The organism is Streptomyces sp. yr375, from assembly GCF_900110755.1.
GTDB lineage: Bacteria > Actinomycetota > Actinomycetes > Streptomycetales > Streptomycetaceae > Streptomyces.
The window spans coordinates 33,262-58,336 of the sequence record NZ_FOFF01000034.1; the positions used below are offsets into that span (position 1 = coordinate 33,262).

Genomic DNA, 25,075 nt, shown 5'->3' on the forward strand with positions numbered 1-25,075 from the left:
GCCGGTGCTTTTCAGCACCGGCCCTTTTCTTCGGCTCGACCCCCGAAGGGTCAGGCCTCCTTGCTCAGGTTCGGTCCGGCACCGCCGGCCGCCTGCTCGATCGGCGGGACGTCGGGCAGCGCCGACTTCTCCTCACCGCGGAAGGTGAAGGTCACGGTCTCACCCTCGCCCTCGGTGTCGACGACCACGATGTGACCGGGGCGCAGCTCGCCGAAGAGGATCTTCTCCGAGAGCGTGTCCTCGATCTCGCGCTGGATGGTGCGACGCAGCGGACGCGCACCCAGCACCGGGTCGTAACCCTTCTTGGACAGCAGCTCCTTGGCGGACTGGGAGAGCTCGATGCCCATGTCCCGGTCCTTCAGACGCTCGTCCACCTTGCCGATCATCAGGTCGACGATCCGCAGGATGTCCTCCTGCGTGAGCTGCGGGAAGACGACCACGTCGTCGACGCGGTTGAGGAACTCGGGGCGGAAGTGCTGCTTGAGCTCGTCCGAGACCTTGTTCTTCATGCGCTCGTAGTTGGACTTCTTGTCGCCCGAGGCCGCGAAGCCCAGGTTGAAGCCCTTCGAGATGTCCCGCGTGCCGAGGTTGGTCGTCATGATGATGACCGTGTTCTTGAAGTCCACGACCCGGCCCTGGGAGTCGGTCAGGCGACCGTCCTCCAGGATCTGCAGCAGCGAGTTGAAGATATCCGGGTGGGCCTTCTCGACCTCGTCGAAGAGAACGACGGAGAACGGCTTGCGGCGGACCTTCTCGGTGAGCTGGCCGCCCTCTTCGTAACCCACGTATCCGGGCGGGGAACCGAAGAGACGCGACACCGTGTGCTTCTCGCTGAACTCCGACATGTCGAGGGAGATCAGCGCGTCCTCGTCACCGAAGAGGAACTCGGCGAGCGCCTTGGACAGCTCGGTCTTACCGACACCGGACGGGCCGGCGAAGATGAACGAACCACCGGGACGCTTCGGGTCCTTGAGGCCCGCACGCGTACGACGGATCGCCTTCGACAGCGCCTTGACGGCGTCGACCTGGCCGATGACCCGCTTGTGGAGCTCGTCCTCCATGCGCAGCAGACGCGAGGACTCCTCCTCGGTCAGCTTGAAGACCGGGATGCCGGTGGCGGTCGCGAGGACCTCGGCGATGAGCTCGCCGTCGACCTCGGCGACGACGTCCATGTCGCCGGCCTTCCACTCCTTCTCCCGCTTGGCCTTGGCGGCCAGGAGCTGCTTCTCCTTGTCGCGGAGGGAGGCGGCCTTCTCGAAGTCCTGCGAGTCGATCGCGGACTCCTTGTCGCGGCGCACGCCCGCGATCTTCTCGTCGAACTCGCGCAGGTCCGGCGGAGCGGTCATCCGGCGGATGCGCATCCGGGAACCGGCCTCGTCGATCAGGTCGATCGCCTTGTCCGGCAGGAAGCGGTCCGAGATGTACCGGTCGGCCAGGGTGGCGGCCTGGACCAGCGCCTCGTCGGTGATGGAGACGCGGTGGTGCGCCTCGTACCGGTCGCGCAGGCCCTTGAGGATCTCGATCGTGTGCGGCAGGGACGGCTCGGCGACCTGGATGGGCTGGAAGCGGCGCTCGAGGGCCGCGTCCTTCTCCAGGTGCTTGCGGTACTCGTCCAGCGTGGTGGCGCCGATGGTCTGCAGCTCACCGCGGGCCAGCATCGGCTTCAGGATCGAAGCGGCGTCGATGGCGCCCTCGGCGGCACCCGCACCGACCAGCGTGTGCAGCTCGTCGATGAACAGGATGATGTCGCCGCGGGTGCGGATCTCCTTGAGGACCTTCTTCAGGCGCTCCTCGAAGTCACCGCGGTAGCGGGAGCCGGCGACCAGCGCGCCGAGGTCCAGGGTGTAGAGGTGCTTGTCCTTGAGGGTCTCGGGCACCTCGCCCTTGACGATGGCCTGGGCGAGGCCCTCGACGACGGCGGTCTTGCCGACGCCGGGCTCCCCGATCAGGACCGGGTTGTTCTTGGTACGGCGGGACAGCACCTGCATGACCCGCTCGATCTCCTTCTCGCGCCCGATGACCGGGTCGAGCTTGGACTCACGAGCGGCCTGGGTGAGGTTCCGGCCGAACTGGTCGAGGACCAGGGACGTCGAGGGCGTGCCCTCGGCAGGCCCGCCGGCGGTGGCGGTCTCCTTGCCCTGGTAGCCGGAGAGCAACTGGATGACCTGCTGCCGCACCCGGTTGAGATCGGCACCCAGCTTGACCAGGACCTGGGCGGCGACGCCCTCGCCCTCACGGATCAGGCCGAGCAGGATGTGCTCCGTGCCGATGTAGTTGTGACCCAGTTGAAGAGCCTCGCGGAGCGACAGCTCCAGGACCTTCTTGGCACGGGGGGTGAAGGGGATGTGCCCGGACGGGGCCTGCTGGCCCTGGCCGATGATCTCCTCCACCTGCTGGCGGACCGCCTCGAGCGAAATCCCGAGGCTCTCAAGGGCCTTGGCGGCGACACCCTCACCCTCGTGGATCAGGCCCAGGAGGATGTGCTCGGTGCCGATGTAGTTGTGGTTGAGCATCCGGGCTTCTTCCTGAGCCAGGACGACAACCCGCCGCGCGCGGTCGGTGAACCTCTCGAACATCGTTAATCGCTCCTCAGAGCGGTCAGGCAGTGGGGGGAACTTCCCCTCCCTGTCCTTCCGCAGCTTAGTCCCGCAAGCGGGGACCGCTCATTCCAACTGCCGACACCGTCGATGGCCTCCTGACCCCGAACGCCGACATCTGCTCCAACCCGATGGTGCGAGACGATGTTCCCGCAGGCCAGGCAGTTACCCCAGTCGCCAGTACGCCGATGGCGAACGTGAGACCGGCCTTTCCCGCGTGTCGCCCCCTCCCACTAGGCATGTCTTACCCGCTGGGACTGACACTCCATGCCGTGTGCCCCGGTTCCCTCCGCTACGGGCGAACAACCTTCCGCCCGCCGACCCCCTCGCCCGCCCCTTTTGTCGACACGCGGTGCGGTCATGGGAACACCCAGCGTAACTCGCGGGTCTTTTCGGCGGTTGCACTTGGCATGGTTGGCTCCGTCCCCCCGGCTGCCCGCTCGGCCGCGCCTGCAATCCTCACGGTTCCCCTCCCCCGACGGCCGCTGGATCCGGATGATCCGGCGGATCCGATCCGCGGCTGGTACGAGAACGAACTGGGCTGGGCGACAGTGCCCGGGGAGCCGGTACGACTTTTGGTGGGCGAGCGCTTCGACGTCCTGGACGTGCCGGCCGAGGCGGGCCTCGCGGCGCTGCGGCGCCTGGCGCCGGGCTCGCCGGTGGCCGTGCGGGGCGACCGGCTGCGGCTGCTGGTGGCAGCGGGCGGCGCGGAGGAGGTGCCGGGGATCCTGCAGTGGCTGGAGTGGGGCGCGCTGGCACTGGATCTGACGGCGATCGGCGCGGGCGGGCTCATCGAGGCGCCTGTGCCCCCGGGCCGGAATCCGGGCCGGGCCCCCGGCCGGGACGCGAGCCGCGATCCGGGTCACGGCGCCGACCACGACGCCGGCCACGCTCCGGGCCGTGTCGCAGGGGGTGTTCCGGGCGCGCGCGGGCCCGGGCCGGTGCAGGGGGCCGCCGTGTGGCTGCGGCCCCCCGTGGCAGGGTGCGAGGTCGAGGCCTCGCTGCCGACGATGTCGGCCATGGGGGGCGTTGGGGGCGCCCCCGATCTCGTACGGCTGGTGGACACGCTGGCGACGCATTGCCACCGGGTCCGGCTGCGGCGCGTGAGCGCTCAGCCGTTGGCCTTCTCGTAGGCCTCGCGAATGGACGCGGGAACGCGGCCACGGTCATTGACCTCGTAACCGTTCTCCTTCGCCCACGCGCGGATCTGAGCGGTGTCCTGGCTGCCGCCGGAAGCGGCGCGCGCCTTTCCACGCCCACCCGAAGCACGGCCCCCGGTACGACGGCCGCCCTTCACGTAGGGCTCGAGAAGTCCTCGCAGCTTGTCGGCATTGCCAGTCGTGAGATCGATCTCGAACGTCTTGCCGTCCAGAGCGAACGTCACGGTCTCGTCCGCCTCGCCGCCGTCGAGGTCGTCGACAAGAAGGACCTGAACCTTCTGTGCCACCGGATTTCCTTTCATCGAAAACGTGAGGGTCGGGGATCCGCGGCGTCCGCCGTTTAGCCGCGCCCTGTTATATGCAGTACTGCAGTACGTCCGAAAGCAAACCGCTTTTGCTGGGAAAACACAAACCCCCGGCAGAGGCCGGCAGCCCGCCGCCCGTCCGAAAACGTGCGCGTTTCGGACATAGGGCACCCGGGCAAGGCGGTTCGGCCGGAATGGACGAGCACGATCACAGATGCAGAAGCATCCGGCTGTTGCCCAAGGTGTTGGGTTTCACTCGTTCGAGTCCGAGGAACTCCGCGACGCCCTCGTCATAGGAACGCAACAGCTCCGCGTACACATCGGTGTCGACCGGCGTCTCACCGATCTCCACGAAGCCGTGCTTGCCGAAGAAGTCCACTTCGAAGGTCAGGCAGAAAACTCGGCGAACACCGAGCCAGCGTGCGGTGTGGAGCAACTTCTCCAACAACTGGTGACCGACGCCGGCGCCCTTCAGGCCACGCTTCACCGCGAGAGTGCGGACTTCCGCCAGGTCTTCCCACATGACGTGCAGGGCGCCGCAGCCGACCACCTCGGCGTTGTCGTCCCGTTCGGCGACCCAGAACTCCTGGATGTCCTCGTAAAGCGTGACCGTCGCTTTGTCGAGCAGGATGCCGCCACGGACGTAGGCGTCAAGGAGACGGCGTACGGCGGGCACATCGCCGGTCCGGGCCCGCCGGACGGTGATGGCATTAGCGCTGACTTCGGGGTTCTCGGCGGAGGGACTCTCTGCTGACATGAGCGGACGCTATCGCCCGTCGGCCTCCGTTGCCGAGGCGGGGTTCTCCCCGACACTCGCCGCAGTCCCGCTCCCGGTACTCCCTGTGCTCTCGGCACTCCCCGTAGTCGCGGTTTCGGCAGTTTCCGGACCTTGGACCATGCGTACGGCGTCGCGCAGCGCATGGCGCTGTTCGTCGCTCATCATCCCGAAGAAGGCGACGAGAGCCGCTGCGGGGTTGTCGCTCTGCGCCCAGGCGTCGTTCATCAGGGCGGCAGCGTAGGCGGCTCGGGTGGAGACCGCCTCATATCGATAGGCCCGGCCTTCCGCTTCACGGCGCACCCAGCCCTTCTGATGGAGATTGTCCAAAACGGTCATCACCGTGGTGTACGCGATGGACCGTTCCTGCCGAAGGTCTTCCAGGACTTCTCGAACGGTCACCGGGCGGTTCCACTTCCACACCCGCGTCATGACCGAGTCTTCGAGTTCTCCCAATGGGCGAGGCACAGCTCAGAACAATAGTGGGAGATCTCGCCAATCGCGTGCCGGACGTGCACTTTCATCGACAAACGGGAACAAAGAGGGCGTGCGGCCCCCTGCGGGAGCCGCACGCCCTGGATGGCTCGGAAGCGTCGTGCGTCGGTCAGGCGTCGGGGCCCGCGGGGGCCTGGCGGGCACCCTCCACGCGCGCGAGGGCGGCGTCGACGACCGCGTCCTCCTTGGCCTTGTTGGCCCCGCCCTGGGTCTTCACGATCACCCTGATCACACCGATGAAGAACACGGCCATGACGACGGGGGGCACGAGCGCGGAGACGTAGTCCATGGATCCAGGGTAGCCAGGGAGGAACGGGACATCGGGGCGGGGTCGCCCGGCCGGTGCGCCCGGGTCAGCCGGCGGCCAGTCGCTGCTGGTCAGGGGTGGCGGGCGGCGGGGTCGGTTTGCGGCGCGGGAAGACCTCGCCCGGCGTGGGGACGGGCCGGCGGGCGGGGTCCGGGGCGGCGGGCCTGGCGGGGGCGGGGCCCGGACCGGGCGCGGGGGCTGGGGCGGCCGGCTTCTCGGCGGGTTTCTTCCCCGGTTCCTCGCCCGGACGCCGGCTCGCGTCCTCGGCGACGACCGAGAGGCGGGCGTAGCCGTCGCCGGAGAGGCCTCCAGGAAGGGCCAGGAGGCGCGTACGGGACGCCGGGACGGCCGGGGTGACCGGAGAGAGCCTGCGGGCCGTACGGCGCGCGAGACGGGCGCGTACGTCGTGTTCGGCGAGCGACTGGCAGCGGTCCAGGAGGGCGGCGGCCGTCGGGTTGCCGCGCAGGGCGCGGAGGGCGGCGAGGTCGTCGGGTTCGGGCCGGTAGCCGGTGGCCAGGACCTCCTCCAGGAGCGTGAGGTAGCCGGCTGCGGTGCCGGGGAGGGCGGCGCGGTACCGGGCGAGGTCGGCCACCAGGAAGGCCCGCAGCCGGGCGGCCTCACCCATCGCCTCGTCGAGGGACTCGGCGAGGCGATGGCAGTCCTGGACGTCCTCGGCGGAGACGGGGCCGGGGTGGAGGGCGAGGGCGAGGGCGCGGCGGAGCACACGCAGCTCCTCCGCGCCGAACGCCATGCCGCCGCGGGATCCGTAAGGCGTGGGCATGCCGCGACGATACGCGCTAATCAGACAAATTCGACATCAGGAATGGGTGCGGCGCGCCCGAATCCGCCCTGGTGGCCCCGTGGCCTCCTGGGCCGCCGCCGGGGCCCTGTGGCGGCGCGGTCCGCCCGCCGCGCTCACATGCGCGACACGTTGCGCTCGTAGACCAGGCGCAGCCCGATCAGCGTCAGCCACGGCTCGTGCTCGTCGATCACCGTGGCCTCGCCGAGCACCGTCGGCGCCAGGCCGCCCGTGGCGATCACCGTCACGTCGTCCGGGTCGTCCGCCAGCTCGCGGGCCATCCGGGTCACCACTCCGTCGACCTGGCCTGCGAACCCGTAGACGATCCCGGACTGCATCGCCTCGACCGTGTTCTTGCCGATCACGCTCCGGGGGCGGGCCAGCTCGATCTTGCGCAACTGCGCGGCCTTGACGCCCAGGGCCTCGACGGAGATCTCGATGCCGGGGGCGATGACCCCGCCGACGTACTCCCCGCGCGCGGAGACCGCGTCGAACGTCGTCGCCGTGCCGAAGTCGACGACGATCGCCGGGCCGCCGTAGAGCTCGTTCGCCGCGACGGCGTTGATGATGCGGTCGGCGCCGACCTCCTTGGGGTTGTCGAACAGGATCGGCACGCCCGTCTTCACGCCGGGTTCGACGAGCACCGCGGGGACGTCGCCGTAGTAGCGCCGCGTCACCTCGCGCAGCTCGTGCAGCACCGAGGGCACGGTGGCGCAGATGGCGATCCCGTCGATGCCGTCGCCCAGTTCGTCCCCGAGGAGCGGGTGCATGCCCATCAGGCCCTGGAGGAGCACGGCCAGTTCGTCCGCGGTGCGGCGGGCGTCGGTGGAGATCCGCCAGTGCTCGACGATGTCCTCACCGTCGAACAGGCCGAGCACGGTGTGCGTGTTGCCCACGTCGATCGTCAGCAGCATGGCCGGTCCCCGTTCCTACTCGGCCGCTCGTAGATCCAGACCGATGTCCAGGATCGGCGAGGAGTGCGTCAGGGCGCCCACGGCGAGGAAGTCGACACCGGTGTCGGCGTAGGCCTTGGCGGTCTCCAGGGTCAGCCGGCCGGACGCCTCCAGGAGGGCGCGCCCGCCGACGACTCCGACGGCCTCCGCGCACTCCCCGGGTGTGAAGTTGTCCAGCAGGATCAGGTCCGCTCCGGCGTCGACGACCTCGCGCAACTGGTGCAGGGTGTCGACCTCGACCTCGATCGGCACCTCCGGGAAGGCCTCCCGTACGGCCTCGAAGGCCTGGGTGACGCCGCCCGCGGCGACCACGTGGTTGTCCTTGACCAGGGCGGCGTCGGACAGCGACATGCGGTGGTTGACGCCGCCGCCGCAGCGGACGGCGAACTTCTCCAGGGAGCGCAGGCCCGGCGTCGTCTTGCGGGTGTCACGCACGCGTGCCTTGGTGCCGTCCAGGACGTCCGCCCACGCGCGCGTGGCGGTCGCGATGCCGGAGAGGCGGCACAGCAGGTTGAGCGCGCTGCGCTCGGCGGTGAGGAGGTCACGCGTGCGCGTGGTGACCGACAGCAGCTTCTGGCCGGCCTCCACGCGGTCGCCGTCCTCCACGTGCCGCTCGACCTCGAACTCGTCCGTGCAGACGACCGAGACGACCGCCTCGGCGATCCTGAGGCCCGCGACCACGCCCGCCTCGCGCGCGGTGAAGTCGGCGGTGGCGACCGCGTCCTCGGGGATGGTCGCGACCGTCGTCACGTCGACGCCGTGGTCCAGGTCCTCCTGGATGGCGACGTTGGCGATGTCCTCGACCTCCACGGGGTCGAGCCCGGCGTCCACCAGGAGCTGGGCGAGCGCGGGGTCGAGCCCGCACTCCATGTACTCGGCGTAGCCCTCTTCGCCGTACTCGGCGTCGGCGCCACAGGCACAGCCGTCGCCGCAGCCGCCGCTCTGGGCGAGGGGAAGGTCGGGGGTGCTCACGTCTGTCACTGCTCCTGGGGACGGTGCTCCGGCTGGTGCTGCCGGGTCGGGGGGAAGTCTGCGGTATCGGTGGTGTGTACGGCGAGCGTGCGGTCCGGATTCAGCCTTACGACGATGTGGCGGCGCCAGTTCGCGTCGTCGCGGTCGGCATGGTCCTCGCGCCAGTGGCAGCCGCGGGTCTCCTCCCGCTGCCGGGCGGCGGCGACCAGGACGCGCGCGACGCACAGGAGGTTGGTGGCCTCCCAGGTGTCGACGCCGGGCTCGGCCGTCTTGCCGTTCTCGTCGAGGGCGTCGCGGGCCTCGGCGTGCAGCCGCTGCAGGTGCCCGGCGGCCCGCTCCAGGGACGCGGCGGAGCGCAGGACGCCCGCGCCGTCGCTCATGACGCGCTGAATGGCGAACCGGGCCTCGGGGGCCAGCAGCGGGTGCGCGGGCTTCTCGGGGTGCTCGACCGGCGCGGGCACACGCGCGTGGAGGCCGTCCTGCCCGCGGCTCTCGGCGATGTCGGCGACGATGCGCTCGGCGTAGACGAGTCCCTCCAGGAGGGAGTTCGACGCGAGCCGGTTCGCGCCGTGCACGCCGGTGCAGGCGACCTCCCCGCACGCGTACAGGCCCGGCACGGTCGTACGGCCTCGGGAGTCCGTGCGCACGCCTCCGGAGGCGTGGTGGGCGGCCGGGGCGACCGGGACGGGCTCGGTGACCGGGTCGATGCCGTGCGTGCGGCAGGCGGCGAGGATCGTCGGGAAGCGGTGCTCCCACATCTCGGCGCCGAAGTGCCGGGCGTCGAGGAACATGTGCTCGGCGTCCTGCTCCTGCATGCGGCGCATGATGCCCTTGGCGACGATGTCCCGGGGCGCGAGCTCGGCCAGTTCGTGCTGCCCGACCATGAAGCGCACACCGGCCGCGTCGACCAGGTGGGCGCCCTCGCCGCGCACCGCCTCGGAGACGAGGGGCTGCTGGCCCTCCGCGTCGGCGCCGAGGAACAGGACGGTCGGGTGGAACTGCACGAACTCCAGGTCGGAGACCTCCGCGCCCGCGCGCAGGGCGAGCGCCACGCCGTCGCCGGTGGACACCGACGGGTTGGTGGTGGCGGAGAACACCTGGCCCATGCCGCCGGTCGCGAGGACGACCGCGGGGGCGTGCACGGCGCCCACGCCGTCGTGCTGGCCCTCGCCCATGACGTGCAGGGTGACGCCGGCGGTGCGGCCGTCGGCGTCCGTGAGCAGGTCCAGCACGAGCGCGTTCTCGATCGTGCGCAGGCCACGCGCGCGTACCGCCTCGACGAGCGCGCGGGTGATCTCCGCGCCGGTCGCGTCGCCGCCCGCGTGCACGATCCGGCGGCGGTGGTGGCCGCCCTCGCGGGTCAGCTCCAGGCCGCCTTCCTCGGACTCGTCGAAGTGGGCGCCGGTCTCGATCAGCCGGCGCACGGCGTCGGGGCCCTCGGTGACGAGGATCCGTACGGCGTCCTCGTCGCACACGCCCGCGCCCGCCACCAGCGTGTCGTCCAGGTGCTGTTCGGGCGTGTCGCCCTCGCCCAGGGCCGCCGCTATGCCGCCCTGCGCCCAGCGGGTCGAGCCGTCGTCGAGGCGTGCCTTGGTGACGACGACCGTCTTCAGACCGGCGGCCTCGCAGCGCAGGGCGGCGGTCAGGCCGGCGACTCCGGAGCCGACGACCACCACGTCCGCGGCGATGTCCCACCCGGGCGCGGGCGCGTGCAGTCGTATACCTGTGCTGGTCACGAGGCGGCTCCGAGGGTTCCGAAGGTGAGAGGGAGGTTGTCGATCAGCCGGGTCGTCCCGACCCGGGCGGCGACGGCGAGGACGGCCTCGCCGGTGAAGTCGCCCTCGATGCCGGTGATCTCCGTGAAGTCCGCCGGGTCGACGAGCGCGAGGTAGTCCAGTTCCAGCGGCGGGTCGAGGCGCGCGGCGCCGTCGAGGACCGCGAGGGCCGCAGCGCGGACGGCTGCTGGGTCGCCGGGCGCGGCCTTCGCGACGGCGTGCGTGTCGGCTGCCGCGCGGGACTCCCCGATGGCGCTGAGCGCCTCGGCGCGCGCGTAGGTGGCGGGCACCTCACGCGCGCGTGCCCGCAGCGCCTCCTGCGCGGCGTGCCGGTCAGCGCCCGCGAAGAGGGCCTGGGAGAGCGCGAGCGCGGTGCGCCGCTCCCTGGCGGACAGAAAGCGGTTTCGGCTGGACAGGGCCAGCCCGTCGTCCTCGCGCACGGTCGGTACGGCGACGATCTCCACGCCGAAGTTCAGGTCCCGCACCATGCGGCGGATCAGGGCGAGCTGCTGGGCGTCCTTCTGCCCGAACAGGGCCGCGTCCGGCCGGGTGAGGTGCAGCAGCTTGGCGACGACGGTGAGCATGCCGTCGAAGTGCCCGGGGCGCGAACCGCCCTCCAGGCGCTCCCCCATGGGGCCCGCGGTGATGCGGACCTGGGGCTCGCCGCCCGGGTAGACCTCGTCCACGGAGGGGGCGAACACGACGTCCGCTCCCGCCTGCTCGGCGATCTCGAGGTCGGCGTCCAGGGTGCGCGGGTAGCGGTCGAGGTCCTCGCCCGCGCCGAACTGCAGCGGGTTGACGAAGACCGTGACGACGACCTCGCCGTCCGGCCCGGCGAGGTCGCGGGCGGTGCGGATGAGGGTGGCGTGGCCCTCGTGCAGGGCGCCCATGGTCATCACGACGGCCCGGCGGCCGCCACGCGCGCGTGCGTGCAGTTCGCCGGCGGTCAGCAGGGTGGCGGTCATCCGGCGTCTCCTTCGGTGCCGTGCGCGCCGGGACCACCGGGGGTGCCGGGAGCGCCGGGCGTGCCATGGGCGCCGTCGGCGAGTACCCAGAGGAGGTCCTCGGCGAGTTCGGGCTTGAGGAGCCCGCGCGCGAGTGCGCGGTCGGCGGTCGCGCGGGCCATCGCCAGGTAGCCGGCGACGGTCTGCGGGGCGTGCTCGCGCAGCTCCGCGACGTGCGCGGCGACCGTGCCCGCGTCCCCGCGCGCGACGGGCCCGGTGAGCGCCCCGTCACCGGAGCGCAGCGCGTTGTCGAGAGCCGCGCCGAGCAGCGGGCCGAGCATCCGGTCGGGGGCCTCGACGCCGGCCGCGCGCAGCAGCTCCATGGACTGGGCGACCAGTGTGACCAGGTGGTTCGCGCCCAGGGCGAGGGCCGCGTGGTAGAGCGGGCGGTGCTCCTCGGCGATCCACTCGGGCTCGCCGCCCATCTCGATCACGAGGGCCTCCGCGGCCAGCCGCAGCTCTTCGGGCGCGGTGACGCCGAAGGAGCAGCCGGCCAGCCGCTGGACGTCCACGGGCGTGCCCGTGAAGGTCATCGCCGGGTGCAGCGCGAGCGGCAGCGCGCCCGCGCGCAGGGCGGGGTCGAGGACCCGCGCGCCGTACCGCCCGGAGGTGTGCACGAGCAGTTGGCCCGGCCGCACGGCGCCGGTCTCGGCGAGGCCCTCCACGAGCCCGGGCAGGGTGTCGTCGGGGACGGTCAGCAGCACGAGGTCGGAGCGCTGGAGAACCTCGGCGGGCGGCACGAGGGGCACGTCGGGCAGCAGGAGCGCGGCCCGCCGCCTGGAGGCGTCGGAGACGCCCGAGACGGCGACCGGGCGGTGCCCGGCGAACTGGAGCGACGCGGCCAGGGCGGGACCCACCCGGCCCGCGCCGACGACGCCCACGGCGAGCCGCGCGGGGCGGTCCCTGGGGTCTGGCTGTTGGGCTGTACTCACGCGACGACGGCCTTCCGTTCCAGTCCGCTCCGGGTACCGGACGATTTCTCGTCATGTTAACGCGATCTGTTCGAGGGGGATCCGGTTGTCCACAGGCTGTGGGTTTTCCCACCCGCCCCCAGGGGCCGGGCGGGGCCGGCACATCCGCGCGCTCCAAATGCGTGTGCCCGCGCGAGCCGTCGCACGGCATCATCCGGGGCATGACGAACACGGTGGAGCAGGGCGATGAGAAGACGGCAGGCGAGCGGCTGCGGGAGCGGCGGGCGGCCGCCTACCGGGAGGCGGACCGCGTCCTCGCGCGCGGGGGCTTCCGGGGCACGCTGCGTGACCGGCTCGCGCTGCTGCACGAGGCCGCACCCCAGGTCTACGACCTGGACGAGCCCGCGGACATCTACGGCGACGGGGTCGTGGCGGCCCTGGAGGAGCGGGTCGCCGGGCTCCTGGGGATGGAGGCCGCCGCGTTCTTCCCCACCGGCACGATGGCCCAGCAGGTCGCCCTGCGCTGCTGGGCGGGCCGCACCGGCAACGCCACGGTCGCGCTGCACGCGCTGAGCCACCCCGAGGTGTGGGAGCGGGGCGCGTTCGGCGCGGTCAGCGAGCTGCGCACGGTCCGGGTGACGCGCGAGCCCCGGCCGCCGACGGCCGAGGAGGTCCGCGCCTTCCAGGAGCCCTTCGGGGCCCTGATGCTGGAACTGCCCCTCAGGGACGCCGGTTTCGTACTGCCCTCCTGGGAGGAGCTCACCGACGTCGTTCAGGCGGCGCGCGAGCGCGACGCGGTGGTGCACTTCGACGGCGCGCGCCTGTGGGAGACGACCCTCCACTTCGGCCGCCCCCTGCGGGAGATAGCGGACCTCGCCGACAACATCTACGTGTCGTTCTACAAGTCCCTCGACGGCTTCGGCGGCGCCGCGCTCGCCGGCCCGAAGACGCTGGTGGAGGAGGCGAAGACCTGGCGGCACCGCTACGGCGGAACGGTTTTCCAGCAGTTCCCCACCGCCCTGTCGGCCCTCGTCGGCCTGGCGCGGGAACTGCCCCGGCTGCCGGAGTACGTGACCCACGCGCGCGTGGTGGCCGCCGCGCTGCGCGAGGGGTTCGCCGAGGCGGGCGTGCCGTGGGCCCGGGTGCACCCCGAGGTGCCGCACACCCACGAGTTCCAGGTCTGGCTGCCGTACGAGGCGGACGTCCTCGCCGAGGCGGCGGCGCTCCAGGCCGAGGAGACGCGCACGATGCTCTTCGCCGCCGCCTGGGACCGCGGCGGGCCCGGGCTGTCCCTCACCGAGGTCACCGTCCGCGCGGACGGCCTCACCTGGACGGCGGACGACGTGAAGGCGGCGGTCGCGGAGTTCGTGGCGCGAGTGACGCGAGTGACGCGAGTGGCCGAGGGGGCGGGGGTGCCAGGGGTACCGGGTGTGCCGGGTGTGGCCGAAGGGGTCAGCGCGTAGGACGCGGGCTCGGGCGCAGGCGCAACCGACGGCTCAACAGCCGTCGTAGCCGCCCATGGGCGGGGCGGCCGGCGAGGACCGCGCGGAACCGCTGGTAGTCGCGCAGTTCGCGCATCACCTGCCAGTCGTGGGCGCCGGGCGCCTGGACGGGGGGCTCGCCGTGCTTCCGGGCGCGGTAGACGTCGAGGGCGTACTGCTGCGTGATGCTCATGGCTGATGCCTCTTCAGGACGTGTTTCGGGACAGGATTCGGGACCGGGACCGGGCTGTGGCCGGGTCATGGCCGGGTCATGGTCGGGCCGTGATCGGGCTGCCGGAAAGGCGATCCGGCAGGCCGCGCGGCGGCTCCGGTGTCCTCAGGCTGCGCCCGGTCGGCGCCCCGCGTCGCGTCGATTGACGGCGGCCGTCAATCGGGGACCGCGTTGTCAGTGGTGGGGTGCACCATGAGGGCATGAGCGTGAGCATCGACATCGCGGGGCTGCGGCCGGAGAGGGTCGCCGTCGTCCCCTCGCCCCTGGCCGAGCTCGGCATGGCGCTGCACGCGCTGTCCGAGCCGGGGCACCATCCCGGTCTGCAGAGCTGGGTCACCGGCGTCACCGCGCGTCTCGACCCACGGCTGGCCGACCGGATGTGCGAGGCCGACTTCCTGTGGCGTACGACGTTCTCGGACCTCTTCCTGCCGTACGCGGGCATCCCGGGCCGCGGCACGCTCCCCGGGGCCACGCTGGCCGAGGAGCTCGACCTCCTGGACAAGCTGACGGACGAGGAGTTCGTGGACCTGGCCCTGGAGTTCACCTGCGCGCCCGGCTACGAGCTGCCGGGCCCCGGTGTCCTGTCCGACCCCGCGCTGCGCCGCCGCACCTTCGAGCTGGCCGCCTCACGCGGCCCGCGCCAGGTGCGGTTCACCCAAAGGGTGCTCGAGGAACCGCCACGCGTGCGTGCCTGGCTGAGGGAGTTCCTGGAGGAGTGCGAAGAGGCGTTCTTCGCCGACGTCTGGGCCCGGGTGCGCCACCCCCTCACCGCGGACGCCCGCCACAAGACGGACCTGCTGCGCCGCAAGGGCCTGGCGGAGGCGCTGCACGCGGTGTCCCCCGCCGTGACCCTGGACGAGCACACCGCGCGGATCACCGTCGACAAGCTGGTCGACGTCCGCGGCACCACGGGCGACGGCGGCCTGCTGCTCGTACCGACAAGTCTCGGCTGGCCCCACCTGGCGGTGCTGTACCGGTACGGCTGGCAGCCGGTGATCCACTACCCGATCGGCTCGCCGGAGCTGGCGTCGCCGCCGTCCGTCGAGCAGGTGACGTTGCGGCTTACCGCGCTGTCCCACCCCGTCCGGATGCGGCTCTGCCGCCAACTGGCGCGCAGCGCGTACACCACGACCGAGCTGGCCCAGGTGCACGGCATGACGGCCCCCGAGATATCCCGGCATCTCGGCGTCCTGAAGAAGGCGGGCCTGCTCACCACACGCCGGCGCGGCCGGTACGTGCTGCACCAGCTCGACACGACCGTGGTGGCCCGGCTGGGCAGCGACTTCCTGGAAGGGATACTCCGCTAGCCGGGCGGGCGGCTCAGCGGGGTGGATCGGCGGAGTGGATCGGCGGGTTGCTCAGTCGAACCGGATATGCCGCACGCCCACCGCCGCCTGCCGCAGTCGCGTCCGCAGCGCGCCCTCGGTGTGGGGCGTGAGCGTCAGCCCGGCCAGGACGGCCACGCGGTCGGCCGTCTTCGGCACGGTCGAGTGGTCCGTCCACAGGTGCTCGGCGAACTCCGGCTCGCGCAGCCGCTCCAGGCAGTGGTCGAGCCGCTGGACGGCCCAGCTCTCCCCGCGCGGCACCGCGCTCTTTCCGGCGGCGAACCCGAGGAGGTGCCCCACGCCGCGCTCGCGCAGCCGCTGCAGGACCGTCTGGCGTTCGGCGAGGAGCGTGAAGTGGCGCACGTCGTGGCCGAGTTCGCGCAGCCTGCCGACGGTCTCCTCGAAGTACCCGGCATCGGTGACGGTCATGGGGGCGATGACCACGCCGTCGTGCCTGCGGAGCGCCAGGTCGAGGACCTCGACGACGCCCTGCCGCCAGGACGCCAGGTCCTGGAAGTCCCCGCGCAGGTCGGGCGGCAGCATGCGGCGCAGGCCGAAACCGGCGTGCTCGGGGTCGCAGACGACGCTGCCGGGCAGCCGACGCCGTATCTCGTACGCGGTCTGTGTCTTGCCGCCCCCGAAGGGGCCGTTGATCCACAGGAGCATGCGCAGACCCTAGTGGCCGTCCTTGGCTCGGCCCCGGCTCAGTGACCGCCCGCGCGGACGAGCCCCGTCTCATACGCGAGGACGACGACCTGGACCCGGTCGCGCAGCCCCAGCTTGGTGAGGATGCGGCCCACGTGGGTCTTGACGGTCGCCTCGGAGAGCACCAGCCGGGCCGCGATCTCCCCGTTGGACAGCCCCTGGGCGACCAGCACCATCACCTCGCGCTCGCGCTCCGTGAGCCGCTCCAGCTCCTTGTGCCGGGGCTCCTTGCCGGTGGCGGGCAGCATCGGCGCGAACCGGTCGAGCAGGCGGCGGGTGGTGGACGGGGCGACCACCGCGTCGCCGCTGTGCACGGAGCGGATCGCGGTGAGCAGCTCGCCCGGCGGCACGTCCTTCAGCATGAAGCCGGAGGCGCCCGCCTTCAGCCCGGAGAACGCGTACTCGTCGAGGTCGAAGGTGGTCAGGATCAGCACCTTCGGCGGCTCGGGCTCAGCGCAGATACGCCGGGTGGCCTCCACCCCGTCCAGCTTCGGCATGCGGACGTCCATCAGCACCACGTCGACCGCCGTGGACCGCACCACCTGAAGAGCCTCGACACCGTCGCCCGCCTCCGCCACGACCTCCATGTCCGGCTGGGCGTCGAGCACCATCCGGAACCCGGTGCGCAGCAGCACCTGGTCGTCGACGAGCATCACGCGGATCGTCATGAGGTCCTCTTCCGTGGGTCTTGCCGGGGGTCTTCTCGGGGATCTTCGCTATGCGGGAGGGGCGTGACAGGTGTCAACAGGGGGCGTGCGTCGGCGTCAATGCGCGGGTTTGAGCGGGAGCAGGGCGCTGATGCGGAATCCTCCGCCGGGCCGCGGGCCCGCGTCCAGGGTGCCGCCCACCATGCCGACCCGCTCACGCATGCCGATCAGGCCGTGGCCCGCGCCGTCGGCGCCGCCCTCCTCGTACAGCTCGTGCGGGGCGCCCTTGCCGTCGTCCTCGACGAGCAGGCCGAGGCCGTCGTCGAAGTAGACCAGGCGCACGCTCGCGCCCGCGTTCGGGCCGCCGTGCTTGCGCGTGTTCGTCAGCGCCTCCTGGACGATGCGGTACGCCGTCAGCTCGACGCCGCTGGGCAGCGGCCGGGCGGTGCCCTCGACCTTGAAGTCCACCGGCAGGCCCGAACCGCGGCACTGCTCGACGAGGTCCTCGATCTGCTCGACGTCCGGCTGCGGCACGTACTCACCGCCCTCCTGGTGCTCGCCGGTGCGCAGCACGCCCAGCAGGCGGCGCATCTCGGCGAGGGCCTGGCGGCCGGTGGAGGAGATCGTCTCCAGGGCCTTCTTCGCCTGGTCGGGCGCGGCGTCGAGGACGTAGGCGGCGCCGTCGGCCTGCACCACCATCACCGACACGTTGTGCGCGACGACGTCGTGCAGCTCGCGCGCGATACGGGCGCGCTCGGCGGCGACCGCGACCTTCGCCTGCGCCTCGCGCTCCTTCTCCAGACGGGCCGCGCGCTCCTCCAACTGGGCGAAGTACGCCCTACGGGTGCGCACGGAGTCGCCGAGCACCCAGGCGAGGGCGAACGGCACCGTCAGGAAGACGACCGTCGCGACACCGGCCGGCACGCTCGAGTCCTCGTGCGGCCAGCGCAGTTGGGCGACGGTCGCCGCGCACAGGCCCATGCCGAGCGCCAGCCGGGAGGCCCAGCGGGCACCGGTCGCGGCGACCGTGTACACGATCACCAGCAGGGCGAAGTCGGCAACCGTCGTCGCGACGTCCAGGACGAGCTGCGCCAGCCCCAGGGCGGCACCCAGCAGCAGCATCTTCTCCGGCATGCGCCGGCGCAGCGCGATCACCAGGCACAGCAGGAACACGACGGGCACGTACAGCGCCATGGAGTCGGTGCCCCCGCGCTGTTCCTGGCCGGAGGTTCCGGCCAGGACAGAGATCCCGAACAGGACGAGGGCCCAGAAGCCGTCCACCCCGGTCGGGTTTCTGCGGAGGAAGTCATAGAGACGCTGCACGTAACCCAGCGTAGGGAAGCCGGATGTGTGCCGGGTCAACCGGAGGGCCGATCCGGTCCGGGCGCGCGTACTCCGCAAGGTGGATGCCGTGATCACCTGTACGCCTAGTCTGGCCGGGTGGCGGACGATCTGACCGGATGGTGGACGAGGTGACAGGCGGCCCGGGCGAGTGGCGCGGCTGGCGGGCGGCGACGCAGGCCGCGCTCTACGGCACGAGCGGCATGGGCGATACCGCCGGAACCGGCGGCACGGGCGGCTTCTACCGGCGGCCCGAGGGCCCGGCCGGGCACTTCCGTACGTCGGTGCACGCCTCGCCGCTCTTCGCCGGGGCGGTGGCCCGGCTGCTGTGCCGGGTCGACGAGGCACTGGGCCGTCCCGCGTCGCTCGACTTCGTCGACATGGCCGCCGGCCGGGGCGAACTGGTCACCGGGGTGCTGGCCGCGCTCCCCGCCGACGTGGCCGCACGCACGCGCGCGTACGCCGTCGAAGTCGCCGGCCGCCCCGAGGGCCTCGCCCACCGGATCGAGTGGCTGTCCGAGCCCCCGGGGCAGGTCACCGGGCTGCTCTTCGCCAACGAGTGGCTGGACAACGTGCCCGTGGAGGTCGCGGAGGTCGACTCCGCAGGGGTGGCGCGGCTGGTGCTCGTCCGGGACGACGGGGTCGAGCGCCTCGGGGAACCGGTGTCCGGCGCGGAGGCGGAGTGGCTCGCCCAGTGGTGGCCGCCGACGGGCGAGGAGGGCCTGCGGGCGGAGATCGGGCTGCCCCGGGACACGGCGTGGGCGTCCGCCGTCGCCTGCGTCGTACGGGGACTCGCGGTGGCCGTGGACTACGCGCACGCGGCGGACGCCCGCCCCCCGTTCGGGACGCTCACCGGCTTCCGGAACGGCCGTGAGACGACGCCCGTGCCGGACGGTACCTGCGACATCACCGCCCACGTGGCGCTGGACGCGTGCGCGGAGGCCGGGAAGAGGGAGAGGGAGAGGGAGGGCGCGAGGGGCTCCCGCACCCGCCTGCTCACCCAACGCGCCGCGCTGCGCGCCCTGGGCATCACCGGCGCACGCCCCCCGCTCGCGCTCGCCTCCACGGACCCCGCCGCGTACGTGCGCGCCCTCGCGAGCGCCGGAGAGGCCGCCGAACTCACCGCGCCGGGCGGCCTGGGAGACTTCGGGTGGCTGCTCCAGTCGGTTGGAATTCCGGACCCACTCCCATAGGGCGGACCCGCTTCTATAGGGGCGGACTTACTCCTATAAGGCGGGCCCGAGCAGCCCCTGGTTGCCCTACTTGTCGATGTCTCCCACCACGAAGAACATCGACCCCAGGATCGCCACCATGTCCGCGACCAGTGTGCCCGGCAGCAGTTCGGTGAGCGCCTGGATGTTGTTGTACGACGCCGAGCGCAGCTTCAGCCGGTACGGGGTCTTCTCGCCCTTGCTGACGAGGTAGTAGCCGTTGATGCCGAGGGGGTTCTCGGTCCACGCGTACGTGTGCCCCTCGGGGGCCTTGAGGACCTTCGGGAGCCGCTGGTTGATCGGGCCGGGCGGAAGGTCGGCGAGCCGGTCCAGGCAGGCGTCCGCGAGGTCGAGCGAGTTGTGCGTCTGCTCCAGGAGGCACTCGAAGCGCGCGAGGCAGTCGCCCTCGGTCCGGTGCACCACCTTGAGAGTGTCGTGCAGCTCCCCGTAGGCGAGGTAGGGCTCGTCGCGGCGCAGGTCGAAGTCGACGCCCGAGGCGCGCGCGACGGGCCCGCTCACGCCGTACGCGTGCACGTGCTCCGGCGCGAGGACGCCCACATCGCGCGTGCGCCCCCGGAAGATCTCGTTGCCGAGCACGAGGTCGTCGAAGACGTCCATACGGGACCGCACGGCGGCGACAGCGCCACGCGCGCGTGAGGCCCAGCCGGCCGGCAGATCCTCCTTGAGGCCGCCCACGCGGTTGAACATGTAGTGCATGCGCCCGCCGGAGGCCTCCTCCATGACGTTCTGGAGCACCTCGCGCTCGCGGAAGGCGTGGAAGACCGGTGTGATGCCGCCCAGCTCCAGCGGATACGACCCCAGGAACATCAGGTGGTTCAGCACCCGGTTCAGCTCGGCGAGCAGCGTGCGGGTCCACACCGCGCGCGGGGGCACCTCCATGCCGAGCATCCGCTCCACCGCGAGGACCACGCCCAGCTCGTTCGAGAACGCCGACAGCCAGTCGTGCCGGTTGGCCAGCATGATGATCTGCCGGTAGTCGCGCGCCTCGAACAGCTTCTCCGCGCCGCGGTGCATGTAACCGATCACGGGCTCTGCGTGCCGGATGCGCTCGCCGTCCAGCACCAGCCGCAGCCGCAGCACACCGTGCGTGGAGGGATGCTGGGGGCCGATGTTGAGCACCATGTCGGTGCTCTCCGCGGCACCGCCGATCCCGACCGTGGTCTCCGTCATAGGAGTCATGCGCACCAGTCTCCCCTACGTACCCTGGCCGGATGGAAACGGGGAGCCCTGGGGGCGTGGAGACGACGGACAGCGGACCGGCCGGACCGGTGTGGACCGGACTGCCGCCGGGACTGCTGCGGATGCGGCGGCTGTTGCTGGTGGTGTGGCTGGGGCTGGCGGCCGTCGGCACCGGGCTGCCGCTCGGCCTGCTCGTCGGCCCCGCGTGGGCGGCGTTCGCCCTGCTGCCGCTGGCCGGCATCGGCTGGGGCTGGGTGCTGCTCGGCCGCAACTGGCGCTCCTGGCGGTACGCCGAGCGGGCCGACGACCTGCTGATCAGCCGGGGTGTGCTGTGGCGCGAGGAGACCGTGGTGCCGTACGGACGCATGCAGCTCGTGGAGGTCACCTCCGGTCCCGTCGAGCGGCACTTCGGGCTGGCCAGCGTCCAACTGCACACGGCGGCCGCCGCGACCGACGCGGCCATCCCGGGCCTGGACCCGGCCGAGGCGGAACGGCTGCGCGACCGGCTCACGGAGCTCGGCCAGGCCCGATCGGCGGGGCTGTGACAACGCCGGGCGTCGAGGACGGCGTACCGCCAGAGCTGCCCGTCACCAAGGCCACCGGGGCCACCACGGCCGCTGAGGTCACCGGGGCCGGTGAGGCCAGCGGGCTCACCGAGCGTCGGCTGCACCCCGTCACGCCGTTCCGGCGGGCGTGGGCACCGATCGCGGTCCTCGCCGGGTGGGCGGTGCACGACCCGGACCAGGCGCAGGCGCAGTTGACCCGGCTGACCACCACGACGCTGCTGATCGCGCTCGCCGTCCTCGTCCCCGCCGCCTCCCTCTACGGCTTTCTGACCTGGTGGTTCACCCACTTCGCGGTAACGGACAGCGAACTGCGCATCCGGACCGGCCTGTTGTTCAAGCGCACCGCGCACATCCGGCTGGAGCGCATCCAGGCGATCGACGTCAGTCAGCCGCTGCTCGCGCGGGTCGCGGGCGTCGCGAAGCTCCGGCTCGACGTGGTCGGCGCCGAGAAGAAGGACGAACTCGCCTTCCTGGGCGCGGAAGAGGCCCGCGTACTGCGGGCGGAGCTGCTCGCGCGGGCCGCCGGTTTCGCCCCGGAGACGGCGCACGAAGTGGGCGAGGCGCCCGCGCGCGAGCTGCTCCGCGTGCCGGCGCGCAAGCTGGCGATCGCGCTGGCCCTGACCGGCGCGACCTGGGGCGCGCTCGCCGCCGCGCTCGTCGTGCCGCCGGTGCTGTGGCTGACCACCCACAGCGTGTGGACGGTCCTGGCGACCGGCGTGCCGCTGCTCGGCGCGGCGGGCGCGAGCAGCGTGGGACGGTTCGTCGGCGAGTACGACTGGACGGTCGGCGAGTCGCCGGACGGGCTGCGCATCGACCACGGGCTGCTGGACCGTACTCACGAGACGGTCCCGCCCGGACGCGTCCAGACCGTACGGATCGTCAGGCCGCTGCTATGGCGGCGGCTCGGCTGGGTGCGCGTCGAACTGGACGTGGCCGGCTCGGCCAACTCCGTGCTCGTGCCGGTCGCCCCGCGCGAGGCCGCGGAGGCCGTCATCGCGCGCGTGCTGCCCGGGGTGAGCGTCCCGGCCGAGGCCTCGCTGTCGCGCCCGCCGCGCCGGGCCGGGCGGTGCGTGCCGGTGTGGTGGCGGGGCTACGGGATCGCCGTCACGGACACCGTGTTCGCCGCCCGGCACGGACTGCTGCGCCGCCACCTCACGCTCGTGCCGCACGCGAAGGTACAGAGCGTGCGGCTGCGACAAGGGCCCTGGCAGCGCCTCTGGGGCCTCGCGGAGGTCCATGTGGACACGGGGGCCGACAAGACCGTCACAGCCCGGCTGCGGGACGCACAGGAGGCCGCGGAGCTGCTCCTCGGCCAGGCCGAGCGGTCACGGACCGGACGCCGCGACGCCCGGCCCGACCGCTGGATGGCGTAGGCCCCCGCCGGGAGCGGTCTCAGGAGACGGTGTCAGGAGACGGCGCTGCGCAGGCTCTTGAGGTCGATCTGCTCGGTCTCGTCGTGGGCGGTCAGGTCGATGACCTGGCCCACTGCGCGCGATGCCTCGTCCACCGGCTTGAACTGCGCCTCGGACTCGGCCTTGTGCAGCGCGAGGGCCTCCTGACCGACGACGTCGGCGAGGTCCTCGTTCTGCACCGCCGCGAGCGCGTCGTGCGCCGACTCGCTCTGCGTACCGAAGAAGTCGAACCCGCCCTCGGCCGTCCGACGCCGTACGGGCTCGGCGGCCGGTACGACGGCCACGGCGGTCGGCACGGCGAAGTGGCCGGAGGGACGCTGCACGGGAGCGGCGGGACGGCGGACGAGCGCGGCGCCGACCTCGGAAGCGAGGGCGGGGGCGGGGGCGATGTCGCTCGCGTCATCCGCGTCGCTCGCCTGGGCAGTGGCCTCTTGCGGGACGTCCTGCTCCGCGACGGCGACCGCAGCCTCGGCCGTCGTCCCGTTCTCGTTCCCGTTCTCGTTCCCGTTCTCGTCAGCCAGGTTCAGGGCGGCCGCGCGCGTGTGCTCGGCGGCCGCCTCGGGCTTCCCCTGCGCCTCGTCCTCCTGCGCGGCCTCCGTGTCGCCGCCGGCAGTGGCACCGACGTCTACGGAAGTCGCCTGTGCGGACTGCTTCTCGGCCGGGCCGTCGCTCTTCGCGGCCTTGCCGCCGTCGGTCTCGAAGCGGGCCAGGGCCGCCTGTGCCCGCAGGAACAGTTGTGACCCCTCAGGGGAGAAGGCCGCCGGAACCCTCGGCTCAGCCTCGGCCGACTCCGCCGATTCCACCGTCTCCTCGGCTTCGGCCTCCGCCTCGACGGCCTTCGCCTGGACGGCGTCCGAGCTCGCACCGGCTTCGATCGCCCGCTTGGCGACCGCACCCGTCGACCCGGCCGACTTGGTCGACCCGGCATCCCCCGCCGCACGCGCGGCAGGCAGCGCCGGCGAAGGCGCCGCTTCTATCTCGAGGAGACGGCGGCCCTCCAGGGCGCTGGCCCGCTCGGTCTCCGCGGTGGCGTAGCGGCGCAGCAGCGCGGCGTGCTCGTTGCGCAGGCCGGCCAGTTCGGTGCGCTTGGACCGCAGCCGCTGCTCCAGCTTGCCGCGCAGTTCCCGCGATTCGTCGAGGTCGCTCTCCAACTCGGCGACGCGTTCCTCGTAGCGCCATTCGTCACCGGCACGCGCGCGCGTGAGGTCGGCGACGCGCTTGCCGGCCTGGATGTCCCAGTGCCGCATCACGACCGCGCCGACGATCGCCGTCGCCGCGGCCGCGGCGGCCAGGCCTCGGAGCGCCATCGGCTCCGTGAACACCCAGGGGCCGAAGGCGCAGACAAGGGACACGCCTGCGATCGCCGAGGGAGGCAGCAGCCTGTGCAAAGGCGGGGAATGGCGGTGACGTCCACGTGGCATGGCCAGAAACTTACCGCGCGTAGGCGAATGTTGGCGCCCCGCCCCGCAAAAACACAGCCATACCGAAGTCTTCACAGGGGATCACCAATCAGAGCTGCCCTTGAATTCGACGGGAAGCAAGATCATTTCCGGCCTGGCGCCGCCGCGGAGCGTCGAACAGCGACGTCACCGGTCACTCAGCCGCCCGCTGATCCACTCCAGGGTCGGCGGGATCTCCCGCCGCCAGGTATTGAAGTTGTGCCCGCCGCTATCCAGGATGATCGACGAGATCCGCGTCCGGCCCGTGCTCTTCGCCAGCGCTATGAACTTCGTCGTGGCCTTGTAGTTGGATTCACCGACCTTGCTGCTGGTGACGAGCAGCGAGGTGTTCGGAGCGGAACGATTCTTCAGATACCAGAGCAAATCCGCCTCGTTGCGGAGGTTCTTGTTCCCGTGGAAGAGGTCACCGGTGGTCGGGTCGATCGGCGCCTTGTAGTACGCCGACAGGCCCGCGCCGGCCGCGTAGACCTCCGGGTGGTGCATCGCCAGCTTCAGGGCGCAGTAGCCGCCCGTGGAGTCGCCGATGATGCCCCAGCTCCCGGGCTTCTTGCCGACCCTGTAGTGGGCCGTCACCGCGTCCGGCAGGTCCTTCGCGAAGAACGACTCGGTCTGCGGCCCGCCGGGGATGTCCACGCACTCCGTGTCGCGCGGCGGCGCCACCGTCGGCCGCAACATCACCAGGATCATCGGCTGCATGTGCCCGTTCTTGGCGAGCTGCCGCGCGGTGCCCGGGTAGTGCAACTTGTCCACGAGCGCCTCTGCCGTGCCGGGGTACCCCGTGAGGACTACGGCGGCGGGGAACGTACGCGTGCGGTACGCCGGGTCGAAGTACTCCGGCGGCAGGTACACGAACGCGGGCGTGACGATGTGCGTCGTACGTCCGCTGATGGAGACCTTCTGGACCTGCCCGCCGAACTGCGGGCGCCCGCTGCCGCCGTCCACGCGCCGCTCGTCGACCACCTGAAGCGGTCCCGCCGGGCCACCGCCCGCCGCGTGGTCGACGACCACCCCGGGGTCGGTCTCCTTGCCGAACAGGTCCGCCCAACTGGCGTAGAAGCCGAAGGCCTGGTTGGCGGAGAGGCCCACCGACGCGAACAGCGCCAACTGGGTGGCGAGCAGCAGGCCGACGCGCCCGCTGACGGCACGCCAGCCGCGCCGGGCCAGGCGCGGCCACAGCCACACCGTGCCGACGAACAGCAGTAGGGCGAAGAGCACTGATAGCAGCAGCACTTTGTTGCTCGTGAGACCCATGCGGTGGTTTCCTGCCTGCTCTCCGTCCGGGAACGAGCCCGCTCCCCCGGCTCCTTCGCGAGGGCTTGTCCCGAACTTTCCTTGGCCTTTCCACTGGCTTTGAGGAAATGAGTGAACCTCTCAGCCCAAGACACCGTCCTAGAGGGCGCAATGTCGCCGGATGCCCGAATAGGCGCCGGGTTCAAGGTCTC

General features: G+C 72.0%; 24 protein-coding genes. 6 read left to right on the forward strand and 18 right to left on the reverse strand.

Translation table 11 applies throughout. The features are described 5' to 3' along the window. Positions 1-50: 50 nt before the first annotated feature. The gene (locus tag BMZ82_RS27560; protein WP_093780107.1) at positions 51-2,576 is read right to left on the reverse strand and encodes an ATP-dependent Clp protease ATP-binding subunit; all 2,526 of its coding nucleotides are present in this window, start codon (positions 2,574-2,576) and stop codon (positions 51-53) included. Between the two features lie 431 nt (positions 2,577-3,007). On the opposite strand from BMZ82_RS27560, the gene BMZ82_RS27570 reads away from it, so the two are divergent. Further along, the gene (locus BMZ82_RS27570; RefSeq protein WP_093780108.1) at positions 3,008-3,730 is read left to right on the forward strand and encodes an SCO3374 family protein; all 723 of its coding nucleotides are present in this window, start codon (positions 3,008-3,010) and stop codon (positions 3,728-3,730) included. On the opposite strand, the gene BMZ82_RS27575 is transcribed toward BMZ82_RS27570, so the two are convergent. From BMZ82_RS27575 to BMZ82_RS27620, 10 genes are all read right to left on the reverse strand, one after another. Then, on the reverse strand, positions 3,709-4,044 hold the full coding sequence (locus BMZ82_RS27575; protein WP_093780109.1) for a histone-like nucleoid-structuring protein Lsr2: 336 nt from the start codon (positions 4,042-4,044) through the stop codon (positions 3,709-3,711). The two genes, BMZ82_RS27570 and BMZ82_RS27575, sit on opposite strands and share 22 nt — an antisense overlap. 226 nt (positions 4,045-4,270) lie before the next feature. Then, a complete protein-coding gene (locus BMZ82_RS27580; RefSeq protein WP_093780110.1) occupies positions 4,271-4,819 on the reverse strand; it encodes an amino-acid N-acetyltransferase in 549 nt (182 codons plus the stop codon). Positions 4,820-4,828: 9 nt separating this feature from the next. Further along, positions 4,829-5,269, reverse strand: a complete 441-nt coding sequence (locus BMZ82_RS27585; protein ID WP_371271314.1) for a BlaI/MecI/CopY family transcriptional regulator — start codon at positions 5,267-5,269, stop codon at positions 4,829-4,831. Between the two features lie 172 nt (positions 5,270-5,441). Continuing rightward, positions 5,442-5,621, reverse strand: a complete 180-nt coding sequence (locus BMZ82_RS27590) for a hypothetical protein (protein ID WP_093780112.1) — start codon at positions 5,619-5,621, stop codon at positions 5,442-5,444. A 64-nt stretch (positions 5,622-5,685) separates the two neighbouring features. Beyond that, positions 5,686-6,390: a hypothetical protein gene (locus BMZ82_RS27595; protein ID WP_093780113.1), complete on the reverse strand. Its 705-nt coding sequence runs from the start codon at positions 6,388-6,390 to the stop codon at positions 5,686-5,688. Positions 6,391-6,554: 164 nt separating this feature from the next. Further along, positions 6,555-7,352 (reverse strand): type III pantothenate kinase, encoded by a 798-nt coding sequence (locus BMZ82_RS27600; RefSeq protein WP_093780114.1) that lies wholly within the window; start codon positions 7,350-7,352, stop codon positions 6,555-6,557. Positions 7,353-7,367: 15 nt separating this feature from the next. Continuing rightward, positions 7,368-8,363 (reverse strand): carboxylating nicotinate-nucleotide diphosphorylase, encoded by a 996-nt coding sequence (nadC, locus tag BMZ82_RS27605; RefSeq protein ID WP_093780115.1) that lies wholly within the window; start codon positions 8,361-8,363, stop codon positions 7,368-7,370. Between the two features lie 5 nt (positions 8,364-8,368). Continuing rightward, entirely contained in the window at positions 8,369-10,099 is a 1,731-nt protein-coding gene (locus tag BMZ82_RS27610) for an L-aspartate oxidase (RefSeq protein WP_093780116.1), read from the reverse strand. Then, a complete protein-coding gene (gene panC, locus BMZ82_RS27615; RefSeq protein WP_093780117.1) occupies positions 10,096-11,103 on the reverse strand; it encodes a pantoate--beta-alanine ligase in 1,008 nt (335 codons plus the stop codon). Before panC ends, BMZ82_RS27610 begins: the two co-directional genes overlap by 4 nt. Next, positions 11,100-12,074 carry a Rossmann-like and DUF2520 domain-containing protein gene (locus tag BMZ82_RS27620; protein WP_093780118.1) on the reverse strand — a complete coding sequence of 325 codons (975 nt, stop codon included), beginning with the start codon at positions 12,072-12,074 and terminating at the stop codon, positions 11,100-11,102. The genes panC and BMZ82_RS27620 overlap by 4 nt, the downstream gene beginning before the upstream one ends. A 200-nt stretch (positions 12,075-12,274) precedes the next feature. On the opposite strand from BMZ82_RS27620, the gene BMZ82_RS27625 reads away from it, so the two are divergent. Next, on the forward strand, positions 12,275-13,516 hold the full coding sequence (locus BMZ82_RS27625) for a threonine aldolase family protein (RefSeq protein WP_093780119.1): 1,242 nt from the start codon (positions 12,275-12,277) through the stop codon (positions 13,514-13,516). Here BMZ82_RS27625 and BMZ82_RS27630 read toward each other — a convergent pair. Next, positions 13,506-13,727, reverse strand: a complete 222-nt coding sequence (locus tag BMZ82_RS27630; RefSeq protein ID WP_093780120.1) for a hypothetical protein — start codon at positions 13,725-13,727, stop codon at positions 13,506-13,508. The genes BMZ82_RS27625 and BMZ82_RS27630 overlap by 11 nt on opposite strands. A 239-nt stretch (positions 13,728-13,966) precedes the next feature. Here BMZ82_RS27630 and BMZ82_RS27640 point away from each other — a divergent pair, with 239 nt between their 5' ends. Further along, complete coding sequence (locus BMZ82_RS27640) at positions 13,967-15,073, forward strand: DUF5937 family protein (protein ID WP_093780121.1); 1,107 nt, start codon at positions 13,967-13,969, stop codon at positions 15,071-15,073. A 51-nt stretch (positions 15,074-15,124) separates the two neighbouring features. On the opposite strand, the gene BMZ82_RS27645 is transcribed toward BMZ82_RS27640, so the two are convergent. The 3 genes from BMZ82_RS27645 to BMZ82_RS27655 form a co-directional block, all read right to left on the reverse strand. Further along, on the reverse strand, positions 15,125-15,757 hold the full coding sequence (locus BMZ82_RS27645; RefSeq protein ID WP_093780122.1) for an AAA family ATPase: 633 nt from the start codon (positions 15,755-15,757) through the stop codon (positions 15,125-15,127). Between the two features lie 38 nt (positions 15,758-15,795). Next, positions 15,796-16,464: a response regulator transcription factor gene (locus BMZ82_RS27650; RefSeq protein WP_093780123.1), complete on the reverse strand. Its 669-nt coding sequence runs from the start codon at positions 16,462-16,464 to the stop codon at positions 15,796-15,798. A 96-nt stretch (positions 16,465-16,560) separates the two neighbouring features. Then, complete coding sequence (locus BMZ82_RS27655; RefSeq protein ID WP_093780166.1) at positions 16,561-17,766, reverse strand: sensor histidine kinase; 1,206 nt, start codon at positions 17,764-17,766, stop codon at positions 16,561-16,563. Between the two features lie 137 nt (positions 17,767-17,903). Here BMZ82_RS27655 and BMZ82_RS27660 point away from each other — a divergent pair, with 137 nt between their 5' ends. After that, the gene (locus tag BMZ82_RS27660; RefSeq protein ID WP_093780124.1) at positions 17,904-18,977 is read left to right on the forward strand and encodes an SAM-dependent methyltransferase; all 1,074 of its coding nucleotides are present in this window, start codon (positions 17,904-17,906) and stop codon (positions 18,975-18,977) included. A 66-nt stretch (positions 18,978-19,043) separates the two neighbouring features. Here BMZ82_RS27660 and BMZ82_RS27665 read toward each other — a convergent pair whose 3' ends face one another. Continuing rightward, positions 19,044-20,195, reverse strand: a complete 1,152-nt coding sequence (locus BMZ82_RS27665) for an NADH-quinone oxidoreductase subunit D (RefSeq protein ID WP_093780125.1) — start codon at positions 20,193-20,195, stop codon at positions 19,044-19,046. Positions 20,196-20,227: 32 nt separating this feature from the next. Here BMZ82_RS27665 and BMZ82_RS27670 point away from each other — a divergent pair, with 32 nt between their 5' ends. Both BMZ82_RS27670 and BMZ82_RS27675 read left to right on the forward strand, forming a co-directional pair. Then, positions 20,228-20,740 (forward strand): PH domain-containing protein, encoded by a 513-nt coding sequence (locus BMZ82_RS27670; protein ID WP_093780126.1) that lies wholly within the window; start codon positions 20,228-20,230, stop codon positions 20,738-20,740. After that, positions 20,737-22,134, forward strand: coding sequence for a PH domain-containing protein (locus tag BMZ82_RS27675; protein WP_093780127.1), 1,398 nt, complete (start codon positions 20,737-20,739; stop codon positions 22,132-22,134). Before BMZ82_RS27670 ends, BMZ82_RS27675 begins: the two co-directional genes overlap by 4 nt. 32 nt (positions 22,135-22,166) lie before the next feature. Here BMZ82_RS27675 and BMZ82_RS27680 read toward each other — a convergent pair whose 3' ends face one another. Further along, a complete protein-coding gene (locus BMZ82_RS27680) occupies positions 22,167-23,594 on the reverse strand; it encodes a hypothetical protein (RefSeq protein ID WP_093780128.1) in 1,428 nt (475 codons plus the stop codon). Between the two features lie 165 nt (positions 23,595-23,759). Continuing rightward, positions 23,760-24,884 carry an alpha/beta hydrolase gene (locus tag BMZ82_RS27685; protein ID WP_093780129.1) on the reverse strand — a complete coding sequence of 375 codons (1,125 nt, stop codon included), beginning with the start codon at positions 24,882-24,884 and terminating at the stop codon, positions 23,760-23,762. Between the last annotated feature and the right edge of the window lie 191 nt (positions 24,885-25,075).